The 22,790-nt window shown below is 63.0% G+C and carries 21 protein-coding genes and 1 tRNA gene; 13 read left to right on the forward strand and 9 right to left on the reverse strand.

Features of this window, described 5'->3' with window-relative positions:
* The first annotated feature begins 265 nt into the window (after positions 1-265).
* Both NKH50_RS06005 and NKH50_RS06010 read left to right on the forward strand, forming a co-directional pair.
* Positions 266-421, forward strand: coding sequence for a hypothetical protein (locus tag NKH50_RS06005; protein ID WP_254817777.1), 156 nt, complete (start codon positions 266-268; stop codon positions 419-421).
* 130 nt (positions 422-551) lie between these two features.
* A complete protein-coding gene (locus tag NKH50_RS06010; protein WP_352877309.1) occupies positions 552-1,499 on the forward strand; it encodes an LLM class flavin-dependent oxidoreductase in 948 nt (315 codons plus the stop codon).
* 34 nt (positions 1,500-1,533) lie between these two features.
* Here NKH50_RS06010 and NKH50_RS06015 read toward each other — a convergent pair whose 3' ends face one another.
* From NKH50_RS06015 to NKH50_RS06025, 3 genes are read right to left on the reverse strand one after another with little or no spacing between them, the layout of a single operon-like run.
* Positions 1,534-2,484 (reverse strand): dihydrodipicolinate synthase family protein, encoded by a 951-nt coding sequence (locus NKH50_RS06015; protein ID WP_352701278.1) that lies wholly within the window; start codon positions 2,482-2,484, stop codon positions 1,534-1,536.
* Positions 2,474-3,469: a Gfo/Idh/MocA family protein gene (locus tag NKH50_RS06020; RefSeq protein WP_352877312.1), complete on the reverse strand. Its 996-nt coding sequence runs from the start codon at positions 3,467-3,469 to the stop codon at positions 2,474-2,476. Before NKH50_RS06020 ends, NKH50_RS06015 begins: the two co-directional genes overlap by 11 nt.
* A complete protein-coding gene (locus tag NKH50_RS06025; protein WP_352877314.1) occupies positions 3,466-4,437 on the reverse strand; it encodes a Gfo/Idh/MocA family protein in 972 nt (323 codons plus the stop codon). The genes NKH50_RS06020 and NKH50_RS06025 overlap by 4 nt, the downstream gene beginning before the upstream one ends.
* 100 nt (positions 4,438-4,537) lie before the next feature.
* Here NKH50_RS06025 and NKH50_RS06030 point away from each other — a divergent pair, with 100 nt between their 5' ends.
* The 7 genes from NKH50_RS06030 to NKH50_RS06060 all read left to right on the forward strand — a co-directional run bounded on the left by NKH50_RS06030 (position 4,538) and on the right by NKH50_RS06060 (position 11,689).
* Positions 4,538-5,251, forward strand: a complete 714-nt coding sequence (locus NKH50_RS06030) for a FadR/GntR family transcriptional regulator (RefSeq protein ID WP_352877316.1) — start codon at positions 4,538-4,540, stop codon at positions 5,249-5,251.
* Between the two features lie 20 nt (positions 5,252-5,271).
* Positions 5,272-6,852, forward strand: a complete 1,581-nt coding sequence (locus tag NKH50_RS06035) for an ABC transporter substrate-binding protein (protein WP_352877318.1) — start codon at positions 5,272-5,274, stop codon at positions 6,850-6,852.
* 64 nt (positions 6,853-6,916) lie between these two features.
* The gene (locus NKH50_RS06040) at positions 6,917-7,876 is read left to right on the forward strand and encodes an ABC transporter permease (RefSeq protein WP_352751462.1); all 960 of its coding nucleotides are present in this window, start codon (positions 6,917-6,919) and stop codon (positions 7,874-7,876) included.
* A 23-nt stretch (positions 7,877-7,899) separates the two neighbouring features.
* Positions 7,900-8,778: an ABC transporter permease gene (locus NKH50_RS06045; RefSeq protein WP_352877571.1), complete on the forward strand. Its 879-nt coding sequence runs from the start codon at positions 7,900-7,902 to the stop codon at positions 8,776-8,778.
* Positions 8,779-8,796: 18 nt separating this feature from the next.
* Positions 8,797-9,714 (forward strand): dihydrodipicolinate synthase family protein, encoded by a 918-nt coding sequence (locus NKH50_RS06050; RefSeq protein ID WP_352877321.1) that lies wholly within the window; start codon positions 8,797-8,799, stop codon positions 9,712-9,714.
* A complete protein-coding gene (locus tag NKH50_RS06055) occupies positions 9,711-10,721 on the forward strand; it encodes an ABC transporter ATP-binding protein (RefSeq protein ID WP_352877574.1) in 1,011 nt (336 codons plus the stop codon). The genes NKH50_RS06050 and NKH50_RS06055 overlap by 4 nt, the downstream gene beginning before the upstream one ends.
* Positions 10,721-11,689 (forward strand): ABC transporter ATP-binding protein, encoded by a 969-nt coding sequence (locus NKH50_RS06060; RefSeq protein ID WP_352877323.1) that lies wholly within the window; start codon positions 10,721-10,723, stop codon positions 11,687-11,689. Before NKH50_RS06055 ends, NKH50_RS06060 begins: the two co-directional genes overlap by 1 nt.
* Positions 11,690-11,943: 254 nt before the next feature.
* Here the strand turns inward: NKH50_RS06060 and NKH50_RS06065 are convergent, their stop codons facing one another.
* Together NKH50_RS06065 and NKH50_RS06070 are read right to left on the reverse strand one after the other, a co-directional pair.
* Entirely contained in the window at positions 11,944-12,264 is a 321-nt protein-coding gene (locus tag NKH50_RS06065; protein WP_352509085.1) for a DUF167 family protein, read from the reverse strand.
* 13 nt (positions 12,265-12,277) lie between these two features.
* The gene (locus NKH50_RS06070; protein WP_023678162.1) at positions 12,278-12,568 is read right to left on the reverse strand and encodes a YggT family protein; all 291 of its coding nucleotides are present in this window, start codon (positions 12,566-12,568) and stop codon (positions 12,278-12,280) included.
* A 164-nt stretch (positions 12,569-12,732) separates the two neighbouring features.
* On the opposite strand from NKH50_RS06070, the gene NKH50_RS06075 reads away from it, so the two are divergent.
* The 4 genes from NKH50_RS06075 (at position 12,733) to NKH50_RS06090 (ending at position 18,395) form a co-directional block, all read left to right on the forward strand.
* Positions 12,733-12,808: transfer RNA gene (locus NKH50_RS06075), tRNA-Ala, on the forward strand.
* 233 nt (positions 12,809-13,041) lie between these two features.
* Positions 13,042-13,500, forward strand: coding sequence for a hypothetical protein (locus tag NKH50_RS06080; protein WP_352649423.1), 459 nt, complete (start codon positions 13,042-13,044; stop codon positions 13,498-13,500).
* A 120-nt stretch (positions 13,501-13,620) separates the two neighbouring features.
* Complete coding sequence (locus NKH50_RS06085; RefSeq protein ID WP_352701288.1) at positions 13,621-16,833, forward strand: AfsR/SARP family transcriptional regulator; 3,213 nt, start codon at positions 13,621-13,623, stop codon at positions 16,831-16,833.
* Positions 16,834-17,057: 224 nt separating this feature from the next.
* Positions 17,058-18,395: an LGFP repeat-containing protein gene (locus tag NKH50_RS06090; RefSeq protein ID WP_352877326.1), complete on the forward strand. Its 1,338-nt coding sequence runs from the start codon at positions 17,058-17,060 to the stop codon at positions 18,393-18,395.
* 297 nt (positions 18,396-18,692) lie between these two features.
* Here NKH50_RS06090 and NKH50_RS06095 read toward each other — a convergent pair whose 3' ends face one another.
* The 4 genes from NKH50_RS06095 to NKH50_RS06110 all read right to left on the reverse strand — a co-directional run bounded on the left by NKH50_RS06095 (position 18,693) and on the right by NKH50_RS06110 (position 22,652).
* Positions 18,693-20,747: a M3 family metallopeptidase gene (locus NKH50_RS06095; protein ID WP_352877576.1), complete on the reverse strand. Its 2,055-nt coding sequence runs from the start codon at positions 20,745-20,747 to the stop codon at positions 18,693-18,695.
* A 90-nt stretch (positions 20,748-20,837) separates the two neighbouring features.
* On the reverse strand, positions 20,838-21,245 hold the full coding sequence (locus tag NKH50_RS06100) for a nuclear transport factor 2 family protein (protein ID WP_352509095.1): 408 nt from the start codon (positions 21,243-21,245) through the stop codon (positions 20,838-20,840).
* 15 nt (positions 21,246-21,260) lie between these two features.
* Positions 21,261-21,905, reverse strand: a complete 645-nt coding sequence (locus tag NKH50_RS06105; RefSeq protein WP_352509082.1) for a carbonic anhydrase — start codon at positions 21,903-21,905, stop codon at positions 21,261-21,263.
* Between the two features lie 210 nt (positions 21,906-22,115).
* Positions 22,116-22,652: a TetR/AcrR family transcriptional regulator gene (locus NKH50_RS06110; RefSeq protein WP_352509081.1), complete on the reverse strand. Its 537-nt coding sequence runs from the start codon at positions 22,650-22,652 to the stop codon at positions 22,116-22,118.
* Positions 22,653-22,790 lie beyond the last annotated feature (138 nt).

Below are 22,790 nucleotides of genomic sequence, written 5' to 3' on the forward strand. Positions count from 1 at the left end.
TTTGCTCCCTGCTGCCTTGCCGTGACGTCGTGGCTTCCACTGAAGCAGCGATGCTATCCCTCATCCAATGGATGGCCAAGGAGCCACAGACACGTGGACCTGCCATTTTCTGCCGTCACCCCGCCTGCCTCAAAAGGCAGCGCGCTAAGCAGCAAAAGTACTAATTTGTCCGCCGTTTGGAGAAAATTGTTCTAAGGATCGCGCGAAAATAGCACTCGACAAAGTCTACTGATTTTATAGATTAAGCGTCGAGACGGAGGTCGATATGTCCTATAGCCAGAACACTCAGACTGCCCGAAGAGGTCAAAGGCTGGGTTCCGACCAGGTATGGCGGCCGGCCTACGCCGGCGCTTTCGCCTATCTCGTCTTTGCCCTTGCGTTTGTATTCACCGGGGCAGTGGTCCTCGGGCTGATTCCCTGATTATTGAGGCCTTGATCGTCGAGGCTTCCTCGGGATAGCGGCCTGCCGTTTGCAGAAATTCCGGAGTTGATGAACCGAATGCCGGTGCGCTTCTGCGCGCCCTGATTCCAACGTGATGGAGGAGATGGCAATGCCGATCGAGTTCACGCATGTTCCCGGTAAGATCCACGCTGCCGACGCCAGCTTTTTCTATGACTTTGTCGAGACCGCGACGAAGCTGTCACTGATCGAAGATGCCGGATTCCGGAAGATCGTCATCGACGACGAGGCCGGGCTGCTCACCAATATGGACCTTGCCGCCCAGACGCTGGACCGCACCTCGTCGCTGGAAGTCGTTCTGACCCATTGGGCAGGCGTGATCGAACCAATCGTGGCGGCACGGCAGCTCGCTGCCCTCGACGCGAGAAGCGGTGGCCGGCTGTCGCTCAGGATGCTCAGCGAGCCACTCGGCGACGACGATGCCGAGGCACGTCCAGCCGGCCATACGGTGGTCTGGCAACGCATCGACGAATATCTGGTGCTGCTGAAGCGGTTGTGGTCGAACGACAGACCGTTCGACCATGAAGGCGCTTTCTACAGCATCAAAGGCGGCTATGTGCCGCGCAAAGGGCCGCATGGCGCCGACGTAAACATCCGCATGGGCGCACGGTCCGGCACGGCGCTCAGGGTCGCGGGCAGGCATGCGGACGTGTTCGAGCTGGCGCCGGGCCCGCTTGCAGAAATCCGTCAGTCTATGGAGCGTGTACGCAGCGCCGCCGCCGAACACGGCCGGGCGGGCAAGCTGCGTTTCGCGCTTCCCGTCCAAATCCGTTCGGAAGACAAACCGGCCACTTCCTGCCAGAAGGCGGTCGAACTGGCCGGGCCGCCGGCGCAGGTCGCGCTGTCGCTGCTTTCCTACGCCGCTTTGGGAATCAAGGAGTTCATGATCGTCGGCGTCGACAGGCCACGCGAGATTGCGACGGCCGGCCGCGAAGCGATCGCACTGCTGCGCAACTCGCTGGCACGGCGCGAGGCCGATATCCCTCAGCCGGGGGCGTTTGCGTCACGCGCGACACAGGGCGCGAGAGCCGGCTGCTGAAGAGTCGCCGTCGTCACGCACCTCGCTGACGGCGCTACCGCCATTCCGGGAAAGTCGCGTGAGCGGCCTTGGCCAAGGTCGGGATTTCCTCATCGGGAACGGAGCTGTAGGGCCAGAGCAATCGCGGCCCGAGCGGCGCCCAGCCGCCGGCCGCCGCCATCGCCTTGTCGAGTGCTGCATCGCCGACATCGTAACGGGTGCGAAACGGTAGAACATGTGCGGCGAGGAAGGCCCGTATGCGGGCCTCGACCTCGGCAGCTGCGACCCTGTCGGTGCGGATCATCTGCCACCACTGCACCGCGCCCTTCGGGTTGAGGCAGGCAACGTTGGAATAGCTGCCGTGAGCCCCTCCGGCATACCCTGTCGCCAGCGTGTGGCCGGGAACGAAGACCGAGAATCCGTCCAGTTTGCGGCGCATATCGGCATACCAGCCGGCGTCGCCGCCCGGCAGCTTGGCACCGACCAGCGATGGCACGGCCGCACGCAGCCTGGCGATGCCGTCGAGCGTCAGGCGGCGCTTAGCGTGCGGCGGGTTGTAGAGCACCAGCGGCGTTTCGGGCGCGGCCTCGCAGAGGCCGCCGACAAAACGCATGATCTCGTCGTCACTGGGCGGCCACCAGTCGGGCAAGGTGAATTGAGCCGCCGTCGGGCGAAGTGCGGAGACCCGCGTCAGCCGCTCCAGCGCGACGCGCGGATTGGACTGGCTGATGCCGATCTGGAAAGGAAGGCGCGCGCGGCCGGCTGTTTCGGCAACCAGCTCACAAAGCCGGTCGAATTCGGGCTCGGTCTGGCAATGGAATTCGCAGGCTGTGCCATTGGAATAGACGCCGTCGACACCCGATGCGCAGAGCCGGGCGATCGTCTTCTTCGTCGCCTGCCAGTCGATCGCTCCGCGATCATCAATGGCCAGCATCACTGCGCCCCAGACGCCGCGCGGCGCGTGTGCGGGCAAGCGGGCCAGGTGGTCGTTAAGATCAGCGTGCACCGGCGATCTCGTGTTCGCGGCGGGTTTCGTTCGACGCGAAGGCAGCCTCGATAATGGCGATCATCTTGCGCCCATAGGCGCCGTCGACCGGCACCGGCGTGTCGTCGGCAATGGCATCGCGCATCGCGCTCCATTCGCGCACCAGCGCGTTATGCATCCAGTTCGGTTCAAAGGAACCGGGCAGCTCGGTCCAGACCGTATCGCGGCCAAGCATCGTGCCGCGGTCCATGTCGATGCGCAGCGTTCCCTGCTCGCAGATAAGGTCCATGGCGTAGGTAGTAGCGCCGGTGCGGTACCCGACGCTCTGCACCTGGCCGATGCCGCCGCCGGCGAAGCGCAGTCCGAGCAAGGCGGTGTCGTCTGCTTCCTGGTCATGGAACTTGGCGCCGAGCATGCCGCTTACCGACACGACATCGTCATCCATCAGCCAGACGAGGCGGTCGAGCGCGTGGATGCCGGCAGTCAACAGCATGCCGCCGCCGCTCGCCTTGCGCAGATGCCAGTCGCGGCGATTGTGCTCCATCCAGAGCTTGATGATCCAGCTCGATCCGATGAGCGGCCGGCCGAGCACTCCTTCCTCCAGCACCTGCTTGGCCGCCATGCAGGGCAGGGCGAAATGCATGAGGTGGGCGACCATCAGCTTGACGCCGGTCTCGGCCACGGCGGCATTGATCGCATCGCAGGCGGCCGCCGTCGGCGCCATCGGCTTTTCGAGCAGGATGTGCTTGCCGGCCTCTGCCGCGCCGATGGCCATTGCGGCGTGGAGGTGATGCGGGCTGGCAATGAGGACCGCGTCGACCTCCTTGTCGTCCAGCAGCCGACGCCAGTCGGTGTAGCCGCTGCCGCCATATTCGGCGGTGAATTGCTGCAGTGCGTCGGAATTTCCACGAGAGGCGGCGGCGAGGCGAATGCCTCCAACCTCGCGGATTGCCCGCGCATGGGCTGCGCCGAAATCGCCGGCGCCGATAATTCCTATTCCAATCATGGTCCTGCCTTTTCGTAAGCGGCGTCGATCAGCGACATCGCCGCAACGTAATCCTCGATGGACACCGACGGAGGCGCCTTTCTGGCCAGCCGGTCAAGCGTGTCGCGCATGCACAGACGGTAGCGCGTTGCCGGCAGTTCGACCGGCAGATCGACGATTGCCGCATCATCGAGCGTGGCGCAGATGGCGCGGTCGCCGCGGTCGATCAGGGTCGCATTGGCAGCGACGATGCGCCATTCGAAGTCGCCACCGGGGCGCATCGAGGCAAAAGTGTAGCCGGCCTCGACGATGAACAGCGCGCCGGCCTCGTCTTCCAGCACCAGCAGCGCATGATCCTCGACCGGGCCGGGATGGATGCGGTTCGCGATCGAAACGGTCTTCAGGCCAAGCCTGCCGGTTGCGAGGCTGAGTGCAGCATCCACGCCGTGTATGCCGAGATTCCGCAACGCACCTCCACCACCAACCGCCGGGTCGACGACCCAGGCGACACCGTCGGCGATGTAGCGCCCAGGCGGGCCATTGACCAGCCGGAACTGGCAATGCGCCACCACACCGGCACGGCCCTGCCGGTGCAGCCGCTCAAAGGCGGCAACGGCCGGCCCGAAACGATTGGGCAGGGGCACAGCGACAAAGGCCTGGTGCTGTCGGGCGAGGTCGCGCAGCGCCATCAGTTCCCTCGTATGGCTGGCCGCCGGCTTCTCCAGGATCAGCGGTATCCCTGCCCCGATGATCGCACGTACCCGCGCCGGCACCGTCGAAGGGTGCCCCATCAACAAGATCACGTCCGGCGGGCTGGAGAGTATCTCCGTGAAATCTTCAATAAACGGCAGGTCGTGGTGCGCGGCAAACGCATGCGCTTGGCCAGGATTCTCATCCCAGATACCGGCGATCTCCGCACCGTAAAAGCGTGCGGCGTCGAGGTGCATTTCGGCGTGCCAGTGGCTCGAGCCGGCGAGGATTATCTTCATTCGGGAGCAACATGTTTGCTATGGGCTTGCAGGATATCCTACAAGTAGCTATACGACAAGCAGCGGGCAGGGTAGTCCAGCGGATGATGAAAGCAGTGGGATGGCGGACCTGAAGTCGATCGAACCGTTGAGCAGGCCGCCGCTCCTTCACGTCACCGTGCAGGAAAGCCTCAGGGCCTATATCGAAAGCAACCAGCTCAAGGCCGGCGATCCCTTGCCGCCGGAGACGTTCCTGGCGCAGCGGCTCGGCGTCGGCCGCAACTCCGTGCGGGAGGCCATCAAGGCGCTGGAATCGATCGGCATCCTGGAGACGCGACGCGGCATCGGCGTGTTCGTCAAGGAGTTCTCGTTCAAGCCGCTGCTGGACAACCTGGCCTACGGTTTGCAGGATTCGCTCCGCGACGTCGAAGAGCTGCGCGAAATCCGTCGCGTGCTGGAAACCGGCCTCATCGCCAAGACAATCGAGATGATCAGCGCCGATGACATCGAGGCGCTGCGCCAGTTGACCGAGCGCATGCGGCAACGTGCCGAGCGCCATGAGAGCTTCGCCGAAGAGGACCAGCAATTCCATCAGCTGCTGTTCCGCTGCCAGAACAACCGCATGCTGAGCGCGCTGATCGACATCTTCTGGATGGCGTTCAACAAGGCTTCGAATTTCACCAATCTCGATAATCCGACGCCGCTGGCGACATGGCGCGACCATCACGAGATCGTCGAGGCCGTCGCCGCCAAGGATGTCGACCAGGCGCGTCGGCGGCTCGACGACCATTACCGAGGAATCCAGCAGGTTATCGCCAAGAACCGAACACCCTGAACATGCCAAGGGAGGAAACCATGCGCATCAGGACCACCGCATTCTCTATCGCAGGGCTGCTGCTCGCCAGCATTGCCCCAGTGACCAGCGTCCAGGCACAAAACGCCAAAACCATCGCCGGCGGCTTCGACGTCGGTCCCGGCGGCTTTCCCAAGAACTTCAACCCGCTGGTCGCGACCGGCGGCTACACCTGGCTCAGCACCTATTTTGAACCGCTGGTCATCTACAATGCCGGGCTGACCGAGATCGAAGGCGACCTCGCGAAGGACTACAAGATCAGCGACGACCAGCTGAGCTATACGTTCAACCTGGTCAACGAGACTTGGCACGACGGCAAGCCGTTCACCTCGAAGGACGTCAAGTTCACGCTCGAGCTTGCCAAGAACAAGGCCTCCGGCAGCCTGTTTGCAGCCCGTCTCGCCGATATCGCCTCGGTCGATGCGCCGGATGACCACACCGCAGTGGTGAAGCTATCGAAACCGAACGGATCGTTTCTATCGATCCTCTCGCAGCTGATGATCCTGCCGGAGCATGCCCTGGCCACCCTGTCGCCGGAAGCGCTGGCGACCAGCACCTGGTGGTCGACCACTCCGGTCGGCACCGGCCCGTTCAAGTTCAAACGCTACGTGAGCGACCAATATGTCGAGCTGGCAGCCGACGACGACTATCGCAGCGGCAAGCCGAAGGTAGACGTGCTCATCAACCGCTATTTCGAATCACCGGCGGCGGCCGTCGCCGCGCTCCGTGCCGGTGAAATCCAGTTCACCTATGTCGAGCCCGACGATGCGGCCTCCTTCAAAAGTGACAGCAATTTCAAGGTGATCGAAGGTGCCTCCTACGTGGTCAACTATATCGGCCTGAATCAGAAGGTCGACCTGTTCAGGGATATCCGTGTCCGCCAGGCGATCATGTACGCGATCGACCGCAACGCCATCATAGACAGCCTCTATGGCGGTGCCGCCAAGCCGGCCAATTGCGGCTATGTCGCGCCGCATCTCGTTCCCCAGGGTCTCGAACCATATGCCTACGATCCGGCCAAGGCCAAGGCGCTGCTGACCGAGGCGGGCTGGGACAAGATCAACGGCGACAAACCGATCACCCTGCTGACCTATTACGGCTCGCCGCAAGCGGCCAACGTGATGGCCGCCATCCAGTCGATGCTGGCCGAAGTCGGCATTAACGTGGTGCCGCGCGTCGTCGATACGCCGACCTATAACGGCATCGTCTACAAACAAGGCACGCCGGACTGGAATGCCTTTCCGATGGTCTATGCCGGCCTGCAGAACGGCCCCAATCCGGCCAGCCTCAACCCCGGCCTTAACAAGTCGCAGATCCCGCCTGCAGGCTTCAACACCATGCGCATCGAGTTCGACGATCTGAGCGCTGCATTGGACGCCGCCCTCGGCCAGACCGATCCGGCCAAGATCGACCAATCCTGGCAGGAGGTCTGCAAGGTGATGAACAAGGACCTGCCCTGGGCAACGCTGTGGGTGGCCAACCGCTATGGCGTGGCCTCCAACAAGCTGCGTGACTTCGTCTGGACCCCGGCGCCGGGCGGCGGCCCCTACGCAGCTCACCCGGAGCGCTGGGATATCCAGTAAGAACCCGCAACGAAGCGAGCAGGCGGACCACTTTGGCGCCGCCTGCCACCGCCACGGATAGCCCATGTTGAGCTTCATTGCCCGCCGCAGCGCTACAGGATTGCTGATGCTGGTCGCGCTCAGCGTCCTCATCTTCATCCTGTTGCGGCTGGCGCCGGGCGATCCGATCGACGCCTATATCAACCCGTCGGTGCCGATGTCCGCCTCCGATCTTGAGGGGCTGCGCGAACGGCTTGGGCTCGACCGGCCGCTTCCCGTGCAATATCTGGCCTGGCTGCGCGCGGCGCTGGGCGGCGACTTCGGCTTTTCGATCCAGCGCAGCGGCGTCGCCGTGCTGCCGCTGGTCATGGAGCGCATCGGCCCGACCGCGCTGCTGATGGGCACGGGCCTGGCGATCGCCATCGTGCTCGGCATTTCCGCCGGCATTTTCAGCGCGGTGCGCCGTAACGAACCGTCCGACATCGCGCTGTCGGTGCTGTCGTTTATCGGAATCTCCAGCCCGGCTTTTCTGACGGCGCTGCTAGGCCTCTATTTCTTCTCGGTGCTGCTGCGCTGGGCGCCGTCCGGCGGCATGCAGACCGCGGGTGCGCCGTTCTCGATGACCGACGTGCTTGCGCACCTCATCCTGCCCGCTTGCCTGCTGTCCATCGGCCATGCCGCGCTGATCATGCGCTACATGCGCGCTTCGCTGCTGGAAGTGCTCAACCAGGATTACGTACGGACGGCGCGTGCCAAGGGCGTGCGCGAGTTCTGGGTTATCATCAAGCATGCAACCCGCAACGCGCTCCTGCCGGTCATTACGCTGATCGGCTCGACCGTCGGCATCGCCATTGGCGGCGCCATCTTCCTGGAAAGCGTGTTCAATTGGCCGGGCATGGGACTGCTTCTGGTCAATGCCGTTGGCACCCGCGATTACCCGGTGATCATGGGCGCCACGCTGGTGATCGGCGTTTGCGTCATCCTGGTCAACCTGTTGACCGACGTCGTCTATGCCGTCGTCGACCCGCGCATTCAGGTGGCGTGATGGCAATCACTGCGCCGGACCCAATGGTCGACCCGACAGCCTTACCGCAGACCAAGGGGCCGCTCCGCCGCGCGTTCGACCGCTTTTTCGAAAACCGCGCGGCGCGTGCCGGGCTTTTGATCGTCATCCCGATCCTGCTGGCGGTTTCGACATATCCTTTGTGGTGGCCGTTCGGCCCGAACGCCATCGACCTCAGGGCGATGAACAAGGCGCCGTCGGCCATTCATTGGCTGGGTAGCGACGGCGTCGGGCGTGACGTCATGGCCCGGTTGCTGCAAGGTGGGCGGATCTCATTGCTGGTCGCCGTCTGCTCGGTCGCCATATCGACCGTCATAGGCTTCCTGGTCGGCGCCGGCGCCAGCTTTGGCGGGCGCCTCATCGACGGCACGGTGATGCGCTTGGTCGATCTGGCGATGACGCTGCCGCCGGTGATCTTCCTGCTGGTGCTGGCTTCGATTGCCGGCACCGGCATCGCGCCGACCATACTGGTGATCTCGCTGCTCTCCTGGCCGGTGCTGTCGCGCATGGTGCGCGCCCGGCTGCTCGAACTGCGCGAGCGCGATTTCGTCGTTGCCGCCCGCGGCATGGGCGCGGGGCTGCCGCATCTGCTGTTCCGGCACGGCCTGCCCAATTGCATCGATATCCTGGTCGTCTATGCCACCTTGCAGATCGCCAACGCCATCCTGCTCGAGGCCGGCCTGTCCTTCCTCGGCCTCGGCATCGCGCCGCCCGAAGCCAGCTGGGGCAACATGCTCAATCTCGCCCGCTCCACCGTCGTGCTTGAAAATTATCCGTGGCAATGGATGTTCCCAGGCGCCGCACTGGTGCTCACCGTGCTCGCCATCAACTTCATCGGCGACGGCCTGCGCGACGCATTCGATCCCCGCTCTGATCTCAACTGACCTCGAAGGTTCATCAAAATGCCCCTGTTTACCGGCGTCGTGCCACCTGTCGTCACCCCGCTCAATGCCGATTTCAGCGTCGATTTCCCGTCGTTCACGCGCACTATCGAGAACCTGCTCGACGGCGGCGTCCACGGGCTGTTCGTGCTGGGCTCGACCAGCGAGGTGGTCTTCCACGACGAGGCGGGCCGCAGGGCCGTCCTCGAGCACGCGGTCAAGGTCAATAACCGCCGGGTTCCGATCTTCGCCGGTGTTATCGACCCGACGACCGACCGCGTCATCAACCACGCCCGCATCGCCAGATCGGCCGGTGCCGACGCCATCGTCGTCACAGCGCCGTTTTATACCCGCACCAGCCAGCCCGAGATCGGCGATCACTTCCGCTACATCAAAGATGCGATCGACATTCCGGTCATCGCCTACGACATCCCGGTCTGCGTGCATGTCAAGCTGGAGCGCAAGACCACGGTCGGTCTCGCCAGGGAAGGAGCCATTGCGGGTATCAAGGATTCCAGCGGCGATGACGGCAATCTGCGTTACGTGCTCAAGGACATGGCCGACGATCCCAGTTTTTTCGGCATGACCGGTTCCGAGATCCTGGTCGACAGCGTGCTGGCGATGGGTGCGCATGGCGTCGTGCCGGGCCTCGCCAATGTCGACCCGCATGGTTATGTCAGGCTGTGGAACCTGACGCAGGCGGGCCAGCTTGCCGAAGCCCGCCTGGAGCAGGAGCGGTTGTTGAAACTGTTCGAGATCGTCTGGATCTCGCTCGGCAGGACCAGCGCCGGCTCGGCCGGCGTCGGCGCCTTCAAGGCGGCGATGAAGAGCCTCGGCATCATCGCCTCGAACACCATGGCGCGGCCGCAGCGCAGCCTGAACGAGCAGGAAACCGCAAAGATCGACATGATCCTTCGCGATGTGGGGCTGCTCCGCTGAGTGCCACGCCGATCCTGTCGATTTCCGGCCTGCGCGCGGTGTTCCGCATTGCGGGGCGCGACATCGCGGCGGTAACGGATGTCGACCTGACGATCGGCTCCGGCGAGACGCTGGCGCTCGTCGGCGAATCCGGATCCGGCAAATCCGTCACCAGCCTGTCGATCATCGGCCTGTTGCCGAAAAGGGTCGGACATATTGCCGAGGGATCGATCGCGCTGCGGCGCAAGAACGGCACGGTCACCGAGCTGACCAGCCTCGATGCCGAGTCGCTGCGCAAGATACGCGGCAACGAGATTGGCATGGTGTTCCAGGAGCCCATGACCAGCCTCAACCCGGTCTACACGATCGGCGAGCAGATCGCCGAACCGATCCGCATCCATCTCGGCAAATCGCACCGCGAGGCAGAAGCAGACGCGGTGCGGCTGCTGGAACAGGTCGGCATTCCCGATCCGAAGCGGCGGGCGCTGCAGTATCCGCACGAACTGTCGGGCGGGATGCGCCAGCGCGCCACCATCGCCATGGCCCTGTCCTGCGATCCGGGCTTGCTGATCGCCGACGAGCCGACAACGGCATTGGACGTCACGATCCAGGCCCAGATTCTCGATCTTTTGGCCGAGCTGCAGGCGCAGCGCGGCATGGGTATCCTGTTCGTCACCCACAATCTCGGCGTGGTCGCCGAAATCGCCGACCGGGTAGCGGTGATGTATGCCGGGCGTATCGTCGAAACAGGTCCGGTGAGCGAAGTGTTCACCCGTCCGCGTCATCCCTATACCGCCGGGTTGATGCGCTCGGTGCCGCGGCTCGGCCAGGCCACGGCGCTGAAGCTGGCGGGCACGCCGCTGCCGACCATTGCCGGAAATGTTCCGTCGCTCGCGTTGCTGCCCAAAGGCTGTTCCTTCGCGCCGCGCTGCCCGATGGCTATCGCTGCCTGCCGCGCCGCGGTCCCGCCCTTGTTTGCGGCGACGCCGACCCGGCAAAGCCGCTGCCTGCGTTGGGAGGAGCTCTGATGGCCGACGTTCCCTTCCTTTCGGTCAAAAACCTGACCAAGCATTTTGCGCCGACAGCGTTCTCGCGTGGCCCGCTGGTCAGGGCGCTGGAGGACATTTCCTTCGATGTCAGGCGTGGCGAGGTGGTTGGCCTGGTCGGCGAGTCCGGCTCCGGCAAGACCACGATCGGCCGCTCGGTGCTGCGTCTGATCGAGCCGACATCCGGCCAAATCACCTATGACCGCACCGATATCACCAGGCTGGGTGCCGCCCAGCTGCGCCGCCAGCGTCGCAAGATGCAGTATATTTTCCAGGATCCCTTCGCCAGCCTGTCGCCGCGCATGACGATAGGGCAGATCCTCACCGAAGGCCTTGACATTCAAGCCACTGGCAAGAGGTCCGAGCGGCGGGCGAAGGCCGCGAAGGCACTTGCCGCGGTTGAGTTGCCGTTCGACGCCTATGACCGCTACGCCCATGAATTCTCGGGCGGCCAGCGCCAGCGCATCGGCATCGCCCGGGCGCTGACGCTCGAGCCGGAATTCATCGTCGCCGACGAGCCGGTCTCGGCACTCGACGTCTCGATCCAGGCGCAAATCATCAATTTGTTGCGCGACCTGCAGCTCCGGCTCGGCCTGACCATGCTGTTCATTTCGCACGATCTGGCCGTCGTCGAGTACATCTGCGACACGGTCATCGTGCTCTATCTCGGGCGCATCATGGAGGTTGCGCCGGCGGCCGAGCTTTATGCCCGACCGCAGCATCCCTACACGCGTGCGCTGCTGTCAGCCATTCCATCGCTCGATCCGCTGGCGAGGCAAGGCCGGCAGGTGCTCAAAGGCGATATTCCCAGTCCGGCGAACCCGCCGTCGGGTTGTGTTTTCCGAACTCGTTGCCCGTTCGCGTTGGAGGCTTGCGCCGCGGCCGTGCCGCCACTGAGGGCGACAGCCGACGGCCATCTGAAGGCCTGCATTCGCGACGACATTGCTTAGGAATAATTGCCCAGACAACGTCCAAATAGGCCCCCAATCCCAGGCGTTCATCGACATCCACCGCCTGGTTTCACGAAGCTGTTATTGTCGTTCCCCGTCATTGAAACGTCAGCGATGCCGACCCATATGCACGCTGCGCCGGATGTTTCCTCCCATTCGTCCGGCGCGTTCCCCTCTGAAGGTTTTCGACCTTCACATCTGGCCGGGCTTTGCAGCCCGGCCTTTTTTCTACGGGGTTGGTGAGCGAGCCGAGATCATGGCGCAGGCGTGCCCAGCGTATCGATGCGTTTCGCCAGCGCCGCGGGATCGCCAAGCACACGGACCGTCTTCAGCCGAGCGGTGCCGCCGGCGACGATCGAGACGGCCGAAGCGGCCACGCCAAGCGCCTTAGCGACCAGCCTTTCCAGCGCTCGATTGGCGGCGCCGTTTTCCGGCACGGCGCGAACGCGAGCCTTCAGATGGCTTCGCCCATCCGCGGTCGTTTCGGCCCCCTCGAGCCTGTCCATCGCTGATTTCGGCGTCAGCCGGACGAACAGGTCGATACCGTCGGCGCGCGTCCGGAACGGCGCGCGCATGGGACGCCTGCACTCAGACGACCAGCGAAAGCACGGTGGTGAGCAGGAACTGCCGGATGAAGAACAGGATCAGCAGCAGGATGATCGGCGAGATGTCGATGCCGCCGAGATCGGGCATGAAGCGGCGGATCGGCCGCAGCGCCGGTTCGGTCAGCCGATAGAGCATGTTGCTGATGGTATCGACGAACTGGTTGCGGGAGTTGACGACGTTGAAGGCGTAGAGCCAGGAAAATATCGCCGAGGCGATGATGATCCACCAGTAAAGGTCAAGCGCCATGACAATGGTCTGAATGAGGGCGATCATGCCGGTCTCCGATTGTTGCCGACATGTAGCCACTGTAGCTGAAAGCGGCAAGAGCCGCGTTCCGACGCGTCGGCGAGGCGCACGAACGGCCGAACGGCATTTCGGCAGCAAGCGCAGCCTTGACAGGAAACCGCAGCGGCCGATAAAAGCCCAATCCGCTGGACGGGGCTGTAGCTCAGCTGGGAGAGCGCGTCGTTCGCAATGACGAGGTCAGGAGTTCGATCCTCCTCAGCTCCACCAGCGGATTTTTCGAACCCCCCGTGAATGCTGAGGAACCTTTCTTGGATTCCATGGGTCCTCAGATCAAGCGACCGAATGCATCGCGAGCCTCTGCCGGCTTGGCACTGTCGTCGCCGGGTGGATTCACATCGGCGACGTAAAGGCCCTCTACACCAATAGCGTATGCGGCCTATTGCCACTGCGCCTCCTCCTTGCCAGACTTGGCCCGTCTTCAAAACCGAGGGGAATTCACCATGACCGGCACGACAAGACGTGATTTTGTAGGTCTTACAGGAGTGGCAGCGACTGCCCTGGCCGGTGCTGTTGCAACACGAGCTACCGCTGCCGAAAGTGACGTATCGCCATCGTTCGATGAGGTTCTTCAAGAGTACAATCTAAACAACACAGAAAGGACTAGATCAAAGCTGGCGATCTATGTCGTCCTTTCTCATCTGCACGCCAGCCTCGAGAAGGAATTTAGTGACCTTGGGCTAGAGCTGCCTCTAGGAAAAAAGGCCTTGCCATCGAATCTGCCGGCCAATTTCGAAGACGCGCAGGTTGCACCCCTTCCGTGGCTCTTCAAGCCCTCGGAAGTTACCGACCACGAACGAAACGGCTATGCGACGATTGCAATGCGAATGAACGCAGTGATGGCAAGACACACCGCTGACGTGAGTGTCGGGGTTTCGCATATTATGTCGCACAAGGGATAACCGCGACCTTGCCGGCGAGCACGGCACGTCAGGCGAGCACAACGTCGGCCGGCGATTTGTTGTTGCGGGCGAACCGATTACCTGTTTTCGCGAGGCGACTGCGCTGCGAGAGTCCTCACAATGGATAAATCCTTCCGGGACGCGCCGCGCGAGATAGCAAAGCTCTCGGCACCCCGGCCAGTGGGAATTGTCAGCCGTCCGCGCGTAGTGGCGCTGCTTTCGCAGGCCCTCGACAGCGGTGCATGCTGGCTGGCTGCGCCTGGTGGATACGGCAAGACCACCGCGGTGATCGACTTTCTGGAACACGGCGGGCTGGAACAAGGCGGGCTGAAGCAAGGCGAATCGGCGTACAACTGGTATCGGGTCGACACCGAGGACCAGGACGTTGCGCGGCTTTTCCATTATCTGACGCTGTCGCTCGACGGCAGGCATGCCGGCATGCCGGTCTTTGGTCCGGAATATGCCGACAATTCCGACGATTTCGCGCGGCTGTTCTTCCGCACCTATTTCTCGCGGCTTGATCCGGGCACGATCCTGGTCCTCGACGATCTGCATCGTGCCGATGCACCAGGCTTTCGCCGGTCGCTGGCGATCCTGTTACGCGAACGCCCCAATACCGTCCGCTGCATCTGCACATCGCGGATGCTGCCCGAGGGCGATGTCGCCGACCTCGTGCTGTCCGGACAGTTGCCGGTCCTCAACCAAACGCTGCTGGAGTTTTCGCCTGCGGAGGCTCGCAACCTCGTCACCGCCCGCTCGCAATCGCCGTCCGAGGTCGGCGACATTTCGGAGGCGCGCGGCTGGGCGGTGGGCCTTCTCCTGCTGGCCAACGCCGGAATGTACTACCCGCTTTCGCAGACCGGCCTTGCCGGAGGCGCCGGCCTTCGGGAGATTGTCGGACGTTATTTCCTGCGCGACATCGCGCCGGAGGACCAGGATCTGCTGATCAGGCTCAACCTTCTGCCGGAGATCAGCACGGACCTTGCCGATGCGTTCCTGGGTTCGCCGCAGGCTGCCCGCCTGCTGGTGCGGCTGCAGCATCGCCAGCTGCTGATCACGCGCGACGGTCCGGGCGGCGCCGCCTTCCAGCTGCATGACTTGTTGCGCGAATACCTTGCCGGCCTACTGGACCGGCGCGTGACGGAAGCGGACCGTTCCAGGCTGCGCGAGCAGGCAGCAAAGGTCCTGCACGAGGCCGGCAAAACCGACGCGGCAATCGTGCTGGCGTTGCAGGCGGGCGCCTGGCCGCTGGCACGCCAGCTCATTCTGGAGTGCGCTAACGGCGTTCTCTCGCAAGGGCGCAGGGCCAGCTTCGTCGAATGGTGCAACGGGCTGCCCCCCGACGAGATGGACGGGTGGGTCCATTATTGGCTGGGCGTCGCCTTCGCGTCGGACGATGCGAAGGCCGAGCCGCACTTCTCCAAGGCATGGCAAGCATTCGAGAACACCGACATGCGCGGCCAATGCCTGACGGTCGCGCGGGCGGTCGTAGTCAAGACCGCCAGCTGGCGTACGCATGAGGGGCTGGCGGATTGGACGCGCCGAGCCTCACAGGTTCTTGCCAAGGGGTTGCCGGAATTGGATCCGGAGGAACTCATGATGGTCAGGCTCGGCATCCTGCGGGCCGTCGATTTCGCCGAACCTGGCGAATTCGACGCCCATGACGCGAAGCGCCTCGTGAATGATATCCAGCAGCGCCTGACACATCTGCCGATCGAGGATTCGGCCGAGTTGCGCCTGCTGGCAAGCGAAGCGCTCATCGACTACGCGACCTCGTCGGGGCAGCGCGACATTTTTGCCAATGCCGTGGACAGCGTTGCCGCCGATCTCGAACATCCGGATATCCCACCGCTGGTGCTCGGCATGTGGCTGGTGTCCTTTGGCTCGGCCAGCGGCCGTTACTTCCCCTATTCGCGGCGCGGTTTTGTCTATGCCTCGGCCGAGGATGCGTTGCGACGCGCAACGGCGATAGGCGAGCAGCACGCCTTACGGGGCGTCGAGTTCAGCGCCCTCTACCAGCTCCAATTGCTGATGAAGCTTCACAACAGGTTCTCGGAGTTCAATGCGCTGGTCTCCCGACTGGGCGAGATCGCGGACAGCAGGTTCACCACCCAGGTCGCGGTCGTCGCAGACTGCCATGCGGCGATGCACACGCGCAACGGCGACTTCGCCAAGGCCTATCTCGACTGCGATGTCTTCATGGATGCGATCGAGCGGGCGAACGAGCCGATGATCGAGCGCTGGCCGCATTACGTCACCAAATACCAGGTCCTGCTGGCCGACCGGCGTCCGGCGGAGGCGATTGCGCTACTTCAGGGGATCGCCGAAAGGCTGAGCGGCGGCCCTCGCCAGCGTGTCGAACTCAGCATTCTAGCCGCGCGGGCCCTGGAGCAGAAGTGGAACGGCGGCGCGTCCTATGGCACTCGTCTGGCTGAATTCATGGCGGCATTGCGCGAGGTCAATCCCTCGGCGATCTTGCTCAACCTGCCGGACTTGCTAGCCGAGCTGATCGCCGATGCGCTGGAGCGAAAGATCGATGTCGATCTCTGCCGCCGCGTCGTTCGGGCGCGATATCTGGTCCCGCCCGCTGGTCGCCCCGCCCAGTGGCCTTGGCCGCTCAGGATACACTTGATGGGAGGCTTCCGCCTCGAGATCGATGGCGCCGAGGTCGCGCCCGGTGCCAAACCTACCCGCGCTCTCGACATATTGCGCATTATCTGCCTGTCGAGGGATCAGGTCTGTTCGGTGGAAACCCTGCAGGATTGGCTCTGGCCCGACCTCGACGGCGACCAGGCCAAAGCGGCCTTGGAGCAGGCGCTGCATCGTCTGCGCAAATTGCTCGGGCAAGGCGAACTCGTAACGCTGAGAGAAGGCCGTTTGCGGCTCGCTGCCGACAAGGTCTGGATCGATCTGCAGGATTGGGAAGACCGGCTGAAACCCGTTCTGTCGGGCCAAAGAGACAGCGCAATCGAGGAGCAGGAGATGCTGCTGGAAGGCTTTGTCGGCCCGCTTTTCTCGAATGGCCCGACGCCCGCCTGGTCGAACGCCGCGGCCGACCGGGTGCGGGACGGGTTGGTGGAGCTTGCCGTGCGGATCGCCAAACACTGGCAGAGCCGAGGCAACGCAGATCGGGCACGCCAAGCGTGCCGGCGTGCGCTCGATTTCTACCCGGAATCGGCCAAACTCCATGGCACGCTCATCCAGGAGAGCCTCTCCAGAAACGACCACGCCGGCGCCATCGAGGATTACCGGCGCTATGAACGCGCGCTCGCTTCGACCGGCGATGACGAGCCCTCGCCTTTGCTGCGTTCGCTCGTGCGCCCGTTTCTCTAGACCGGTTCATCGTTTCACGGAAACGCCGAACCGCTCTATCTCTTTATTTTTTCGCAGTTCCGGACGGAAAACCGTTCCACACTTTTCCTGGAATTGCTCTGGCGCAGCTCGGAACTCTGTAAGCCGTCCGTAAGTCGCGGTCTGGGAACCTCGGCCCGTCGATCAAAACCGATCGCCGGAGGCCTGAAGCCCCCGATACCAACACTCACAGGAAGGAAAAGGTCATGCCGTATACTGCCAGAGCAACTTCGAGAGTGCGTGCCGGCACCATCCGCGCTGGAGCCACAAGACTTTCCGACCAGCTCAGGATCGGGCCTTGGTCGCTCCTCTCGCCCGAAGCTGTCATACAGCAAAAGTACAACTCCCTTGGAGGCGCCGGCTTCGCCGAGATCGACAGGAAGGAGACTGGAAAAGCCTGGTATCTCAAGAACGGCTCATGCATTTGTTACAACGATGCCATGCACGACGCCGTTGAGATCCACGGCGACATCTACAGGAAATGGATTGCGCTTGGCGGTCTCGCGTGGGGCATTCCCTGCACCGACGAAACCGGAACTCCCGACGGCGTCGGGCGATACAATCACTTCAACAACAATACCGCTTCGATCTACTGGACACCGAATACCGGTGCTCAAGCGATTTGGGGGGCAATTCGCAGCAAATGGGCAGCAATGGGCTGGGAGCGCTCGGTTCTCGGCTATCCGGTCACCGACGAAACCGGAACTCCCGACGGCGTCGGGCGCTACAACCATTTTGCCAATGCCGGCTCGATCTACTGGACACCGAACACCGGAGCCAACGTGGTGTACGGTGACATCCGCAAGAAGTGGGAAAGCCTGGGCTGGGAACAGTCATATCTGGGGTACCCAACCACCGACGAGACCGAATTTGCCGACGGTGGCCGTGCCAATCTGTTTGAAAACGGCGGCATATACTGGTGGCCCGACACCGGCGCGATCGACCTTCGAGATGTCGTCGTCCACTATACCGGCCTCCATTGCTTCGGCGAGACCGACTGGGATCAGGGGTCGAGTGCGGACGAGCCCTATGTCATCGTCAGCGTGACAACGCCGCAGATGGCCGACACCAAGCGCAGCCAGGTCTATGGCGACGTCGATGCGGGAGATACGAGACCCGACCTGATGGAGGTCTATCGAGGCAAGCCCTACGGCATCAATATCGGTACGGTGCTGATGGAAAACGATTTCGGCGATCCAAACAAGTACAAGGACGAAGTGCAGAAGGTCGTGATGGGCGTCCATACGGCGGGTACGCTGGCTTTGGGCCTCATTCCGGTGGCAGGACCTATCATTGCCGCAATAGCCGGCCCGGCCCTGGGATCCTTGATGCCATCGATCGGCGGCGCCATCAGCGATCTCTTCGATTGGGGCGATGACAGGATCGGGAGCGCGACAGTGACCATCTCCGCAAAGCAGATGGTGTTGCTCGCGGCACGTACGAACAATACCACCTTCAGCGGGATTGGGTTCAAAGTGGAAACGCCCCTGATTTCCGGCGAAGGGGCGTCCTACAAAGCCTATTTTGGCTTTGTGCCTGCCTAGTCTAGGCCAATCGCCCCGGCAAAAAAGCTTGCCGGGACAATCAACTTACCAGCCCCGCCTTCCGTTGGCGGGGCTGACGTTCGCGACTGAGAGATTTATTTCCGTAGCGGTCGTCACAAGGCGGTCCGGATGCGCCAGCGGCCGATCAGCATAGCGGGCAGTCACCTCAACGACACTGCCGCAGCCAGCGAGGCCGAGCCGGGACCGACAGAACCGGATCAGGCGGCGCGCAACCCGACGCCATGACGGCCGACATCAATCAGGATAGAAGAGAACCGTGACAAGAGCGGGCACGCATCACACCAGTCCGCGCTTGGCCATCATTGCTTCCGGTGAAGGCATCTTGCCGCGGAAGGCGGTGTAGAGTTCTTCGGGATCCTTCGAGCCGCCGGCGGCGTAGATGTTCTTGCGCAGCCGCTCGGCCAGCGCCGGATTGAACGGATCGCCCGTCTCCTCGAAGGCGGCGAAGGCGTCGGCATCGAGCACTTCCGACCACATGTAGGAATAATAGCCGGCCGAATAGCCGTCGCCGGCAAAGATGTGGCCGAAATGCGGGGTGCGGTGACGCATGGCGATGGTATCGGGCATGTTAAGCCCTTCCAGCGTTTCGGCTTCGAAACGAAGCGGCTGGTCCGGTGCATCCGGCCGGGCGTGGTAAGCCATGTCGACCAACGCCGAGGCAGTGAACTCGACCGTGGCGAAGCCCGCGCCGAAGGTGCGCGCCGCCAGCATCTTGTCGACCAGCGCCTTTGGCATCGGCTTGCCGGTCTTGACATGCAGCGCATGTTTTTCCAGCACCGCCGGTACCGTCAGCCAGTGTTCGTAAAGCTGCGAAGGCAGTTCGACGAAATCGCGGCTGACCGAGGTGCCAGCGACCGACGGCCAAGTGACGTCGGTCAGCATGCCGTGCAGAGCATGACCGAATTCGTGGAACAGCGTCTTGGCTTCGTCGACCGACAGCAAGGCGGCCTCGCCGGCCGGCGGCTTGGCAAAATTCATGATGTTGTAGATGACCGGCTTGGAGCCATCGCCAAGCCTGTAACCGGATTTCAGCGCGCTCATCCAGGCGCCGGAGCGCTTCGAGAGTCGCGCGAAATAGTCGGCGAGGAACAGGCCGCGCTCGCTGCCGTCGACATTCTTCACCACGAAAACACGTGCGTCGGGATGCCAGGTGGCAATGCCCTTCTTTTCTTCGAAAGAAATGCCGAACAATCGTGTTGCCACATCGAAACAGGCGTCGATGATGCGGTCTAGCTGCAGGTACGGCTTCAGCTCGGCCTCGTCGAAGGCGAATTTCTCTGCGCGCAGCTTCTCCTGATAGAAGCGCCAGTCCCAGGCAGCGAATTCTTCGTTGCTGCCGGCCTCGGCCGCCAGCCGCTGCAATTCGGCTTGGTCGCTTGCGGCCTTTTCCACCGCCTTTTCCCAGACCGGATCGAGCAGCGCGTGCACCGCCTCCGGCGTCTTGGCCATGGTATCGTCGAGCTTCAATGCGGCGTAGGAAGCATAGCCGAGCAGCTTCGCCTTCTCGGCGCGCAGGCGCAGCATGTCGCGCATCACTTCCGTGTTGTCGGTAGCGCCGCCATTCTGACCACGCATGATGAAGGCGCGGAACGCTGTCTCGCGCAGATCGCGGCGTTCTGAGAAGGTCGAGAACGGCTCGTAGATCGAACGCGACAGAGTGACGGCGTAGCGGCCCTTCTGGCCGCGCATCTCGGCGGCTTCCGCCATCGAGCTTTTCAGGAATTCCGGCAGGCCGGCAAGGTCGGCCTCGTCGAGGAACAACGCCCAGTCGCGCTCGTCGGCAAGCACGTTCTGGCCGAAATTGGTGCCGAGCGACGACAATTCCTCGTTGATCGAGGCCAGCCGCTTCTTGCCTTCGGCGTCGAGCCTGGCGCCGGAGCGAACGAAGTTTTTCCAGGTCTTTTCCAAGACCCGCATCGTTTCGGCATCGAGCTTCAAAGCATCGCGGCGCTGATAGAGATGGTCGATGCGGGCGAACAGGCGTTCGTTCATCGAGATTGCCGAGAAATGCCGCGACATCTTTGGCGAGATGTCGCGCTCCAGTGCCTGGATCGTCTCATTGGTGTGGGCGCCGGCTCGGCACCAGAAGATCGACGAGACATGGTCGAGCGCCTCGCCGGCAAGCTCGAGCGCGGCAAGCGTGTTTTCGATGGTCGGCGTCCCGGCGTTGCCGGCAATCGCCTCGATCTCGGCCTCATGCGCCTTCAGGGCCGCGTCGAAGACCGGAGAAAAATCGCCATCGCCGATGCGCGTGAAATCGGGCAGGCCGAGCGGCCCTTGCCATGCGGTCAGCGGATGGGCAGCGAGGTCGACGGTGGACGGCATGGGCAAACTTTCGCTGAGTGGCGGGAGAAAATGAATCGTCACCGATGTAAGGCGCCGGCCGGTTGCGCGCAACAGCGGGTCCCGTTCATGGTTCCGTCAGTAACCGTCGCAATTTTCGGCGATCGCGGCTTGCGAACTGGCGCTGATCTGGTCGTTGGCGACCGCGAAAGTCTCCTGCATCAGCATGTCGTTGCTGGGAAAATCATAGCAGGCGATCACAGTGGTGACGCCGCCCTCCGTCTTCTCGATCCGGTGGCGGATTTCGGCCCCGGCGACGGCGCCCTGCCACTCGGCGATCGAGGCGATGAATTCCTGCTTGCTTTGCACGACGCCGAGGTCGTCGAGCTTGATGCGGACGTTGTCGGCGAGCAGGTCCGACAATTCGGTGCGGTCGGCGACCAGCAGTGCCGAATACCAGCGGTCTATGATCGCGCTATCGTCGGCGCTGGCAACATTTGCTGAGCACAGTAGTGCCGCCGCCGCGAACGCGAACCGAGCTCGCATCATGCCCCTCGTCTCCTACTCCGTCTCCGGCCGCTCGAAATCGCCTGTGTCCTTGTTCATCACCCAAAGCTCGCCGGTCGAAATATCGAACCAGGCACCGTGCAGCGACAGCCGCCCCTTGCCTTCGAGGATCGAAACACAAGGGAAGGTGCGCAGATTGGCTATGGAATAGCGGATCGAGATGCGCTCCAGCGCCGTCTGGCGCTCGGTCGCGGTCATGAAGGTGCTGGACGATACGGTCTCGGCCGCAGGCGCGATCAGGCTCATCCACTTGCCGATGAAATCGCCCGGCGACAAGGGTGCGGCCGCGGTGTCGAGTGCCGCGCGGATGCCGCCGCAGCGGCCGTGGCCCATCACCACGATGTTCTTGACCTTGAGGCTCTGCACGGCAAATTCGAGCGCTGCCGATGTCGAGTGGAACTGATCGTCGGGCGCATAGGGCGGCACCAGATTGCCGACATTGCGCAGCACGAACAGCTCGCCGGGCCCGGCGTCGAAGATCGCTTCGGGCGCGGCCCGCGAATCGCAGCAGGCGACGATCATCGTTTCGGGTGCCTGGCCCTCCCGCGCCAGCGAGCGATAACGGCCGCTTTCGGTGAGATAGCGGCCGCTCATGAAACTGCGGTAGCCGGTGAGAAGATGCTCGGGAAGATGGGGCATGGGCAGCGGTGGGAGCCTTTCCGGGTTGAAGGCAGCTCGGGTCAATCCCGAAAGGCTCTAGCGCATCGGCCCGAAAATCGGAACCGATTTTCGGAAAGCGTGGAGCGTAGGTCCAAAGCGTGGAGCTCACTCTGCCCCAAGTGGACGGCACCTCGCTCCAGCCACATCCCGACAGTCGAGGCAACTGAACCCGGCCGGCGTATTCCTAGACTATTCCGCGATCTCCAGCAGGGTCGATATCAGCAGCCGGCGCTCGTCGGCGGAAAGAATATCCGAACCGAACAGATTCATGCTGCGAAGTCCCTCGATGGCGAGATAGCAGACCAGCAGCGCCTTGAGGTTCGGCGTCTCCGCCTTCAGCCGTTCGAACACCTGCCGCCTGAACGATTTTATCGGCGTCAGGAAGTCGGGATCCTCGGCGATTGCCGAAAATATCCAGGATGCCGATGGCTTCGACTCCTCGGCATGCTCGGCCGAAAGCCTGATATAGGCGGCGAGCGGGCTCTCGCCGCTGCCGCTGTTCTTGCGGGCGGCCTCCAGCGCCTGTTGGAATGCGCTGAGATAATCCTCCACCAGCGCCTGCATCAATTTCGCCTTGGTCGGGAAATTGTAGAGAAGACCACCCTTCGACACGCCGGCACGGCTGGCAACAGCGTCCAGCGACAGGCTGCCAGGACCCGTCTCGCGCGCCACCGCGGCGGCGGCAGCGAGAATTTTTTCGCGCGAATTTGCTCTGCGGACCTTCATCAATCGTTCCCCATTCATTAGCTTAGGCGGAATTGACAAGACCGTCCAGACGGTACAGTAAGATCGCCGTCATTTGAAATTGGGACCAGTCACAGGTATGTGTTCCGGTCGTCCGACCGTTATGCTGGGCCATGGCCG

It is taken from the genome of Mesorhizobium sp. M1027 (assembly GCF_040318745.1).
Taxonomy (GTDB): Bacteria; Pseudomonadota; Alphaproteobacteria; order Rhizobiales; family Rhizobiaceae; genus Mesorhizobium.

Coding starts and splice junctions, on each gene's coding strand:
- NKH50_RS06100 (WP_352509095.1), bottom strand. CDS start 21,245: ATGCGAGCTCGGTTCGCGTTCGCGGCGGCGGCACTACTGTGCTCAGCA.
- NKH50_RS06020 (WP_352877312.1), bottom strand. CDS start 3,469: ATGATTGGAATAGGAATTATCGGCGCCGGCGATTTCGGCGCAGCCCAT.
- NKH50_RS06090 (WP_352877326.1), top strand. CDS start 17,058: ATGCCGTATACTGCCAGAGCAACTTCGAGAGTGCGTGCCGGCACCATC.
- NKH50_RS06050 (WP_352877321.1), top strand. CDS start 8,797: ATGCCCCTGTTTACCGGCGTCGTGCCACCTGTCGTCACCCCGCTCAAT.
- NKH50_RS06040 (WP_352751462.1), top strand. CDS start 6,917: ATGTTGAGCTTCATTGCCCGCCGCAGCGCTACAGGATTGCTGATGCTG.
- NKH50_RS06010 (WP_352877309.1), top strand. CDS start 552: ATGCCGATCGAGTTCACGCATGTTCCCGGTAAGATCCACGCTGCCGAC.
- NKH50_RS06045 (WP_352877571.1), top strand. CDS start 7,900: ATGGTCGACCCGACAGCCTTACCGCAGACCAAGGGGCCGCTCCGCCGC.
- NKH50_RS06070 (WP_023678162.1), bottom strand. CDS start 12,568: ATGATCGCCCTCATTCAGACCATTGTCATGGCGCTTGACCTTTACTGG.
- NKH50_RS06110 (WP_352509081.1), bottom strand. CDS start 22,652: ATGAAGGTCCGCAGAGCAAATTCGCGCGAAAAAATTCTCGCTGCCGCC.
- NKH50_RS06025 (WP_352877314.1), bottom strand. CDS start 4,437: ATGAAGATAATCCTCGCCGGCTCGAGCCACTGGCACGCCGAAATGCAC.
- NKH50_RS06080 (WP_352649423.1), top strand. CDS start 13,042: ATGACCGGCACGACAAGACGTGATTTTGTAGGTCTTACAGGAGTGGCA.
- NKH50_RS06030 (WP_352877316.1), top strand. CDS start 4,538: ATGGCGGACCTGAAGTCGATCGAACCGTTGAGCAGGCCGCCGCTCCTT.
- NKH50_RS06060 (WP_352877323.1), top strand. CDS start 10,721: ATGGCCGACGTTCCCTTCCTTTCGGTCAAAAACCTGACCAAGCATTTT.
- NKH50_RS06035 (WP_352877318.1), top strand. CDS start 5,272: ATGCGCATCAGGACCACCGCATTCTCTATCGCAGGGCTGCTGCTCGCC.
- NKH50_RS06065 (WP_352509085.1), bottom strand. CDS start 12,264: ATGCGCGCGCCGTTCCGGACGCGCGCCGACGGTATCGACCTGTTCGTC.
- NKH50_RS06005 (WP_254817777.1), top strand. CDS start 266: ATGTCCTATAGCCAGAACACTCAGACTGCCCGAAGAGGTCAAAGGCTG.
- NKH50_RS06105 (WP_352509082.1), bottom strand. CDS start 21,905: ATGCCCCATCTTCCCGAGCATCTTCTCACCGGCTACCGCAGTTTCATG.
- NKH50_RS06085 (WP_352701288.1), top strand. CDS start 13,621: ATGGATAAATCCTTCCGGGACGCGCCGCGCGAGATAGCAAAGCTCTCG.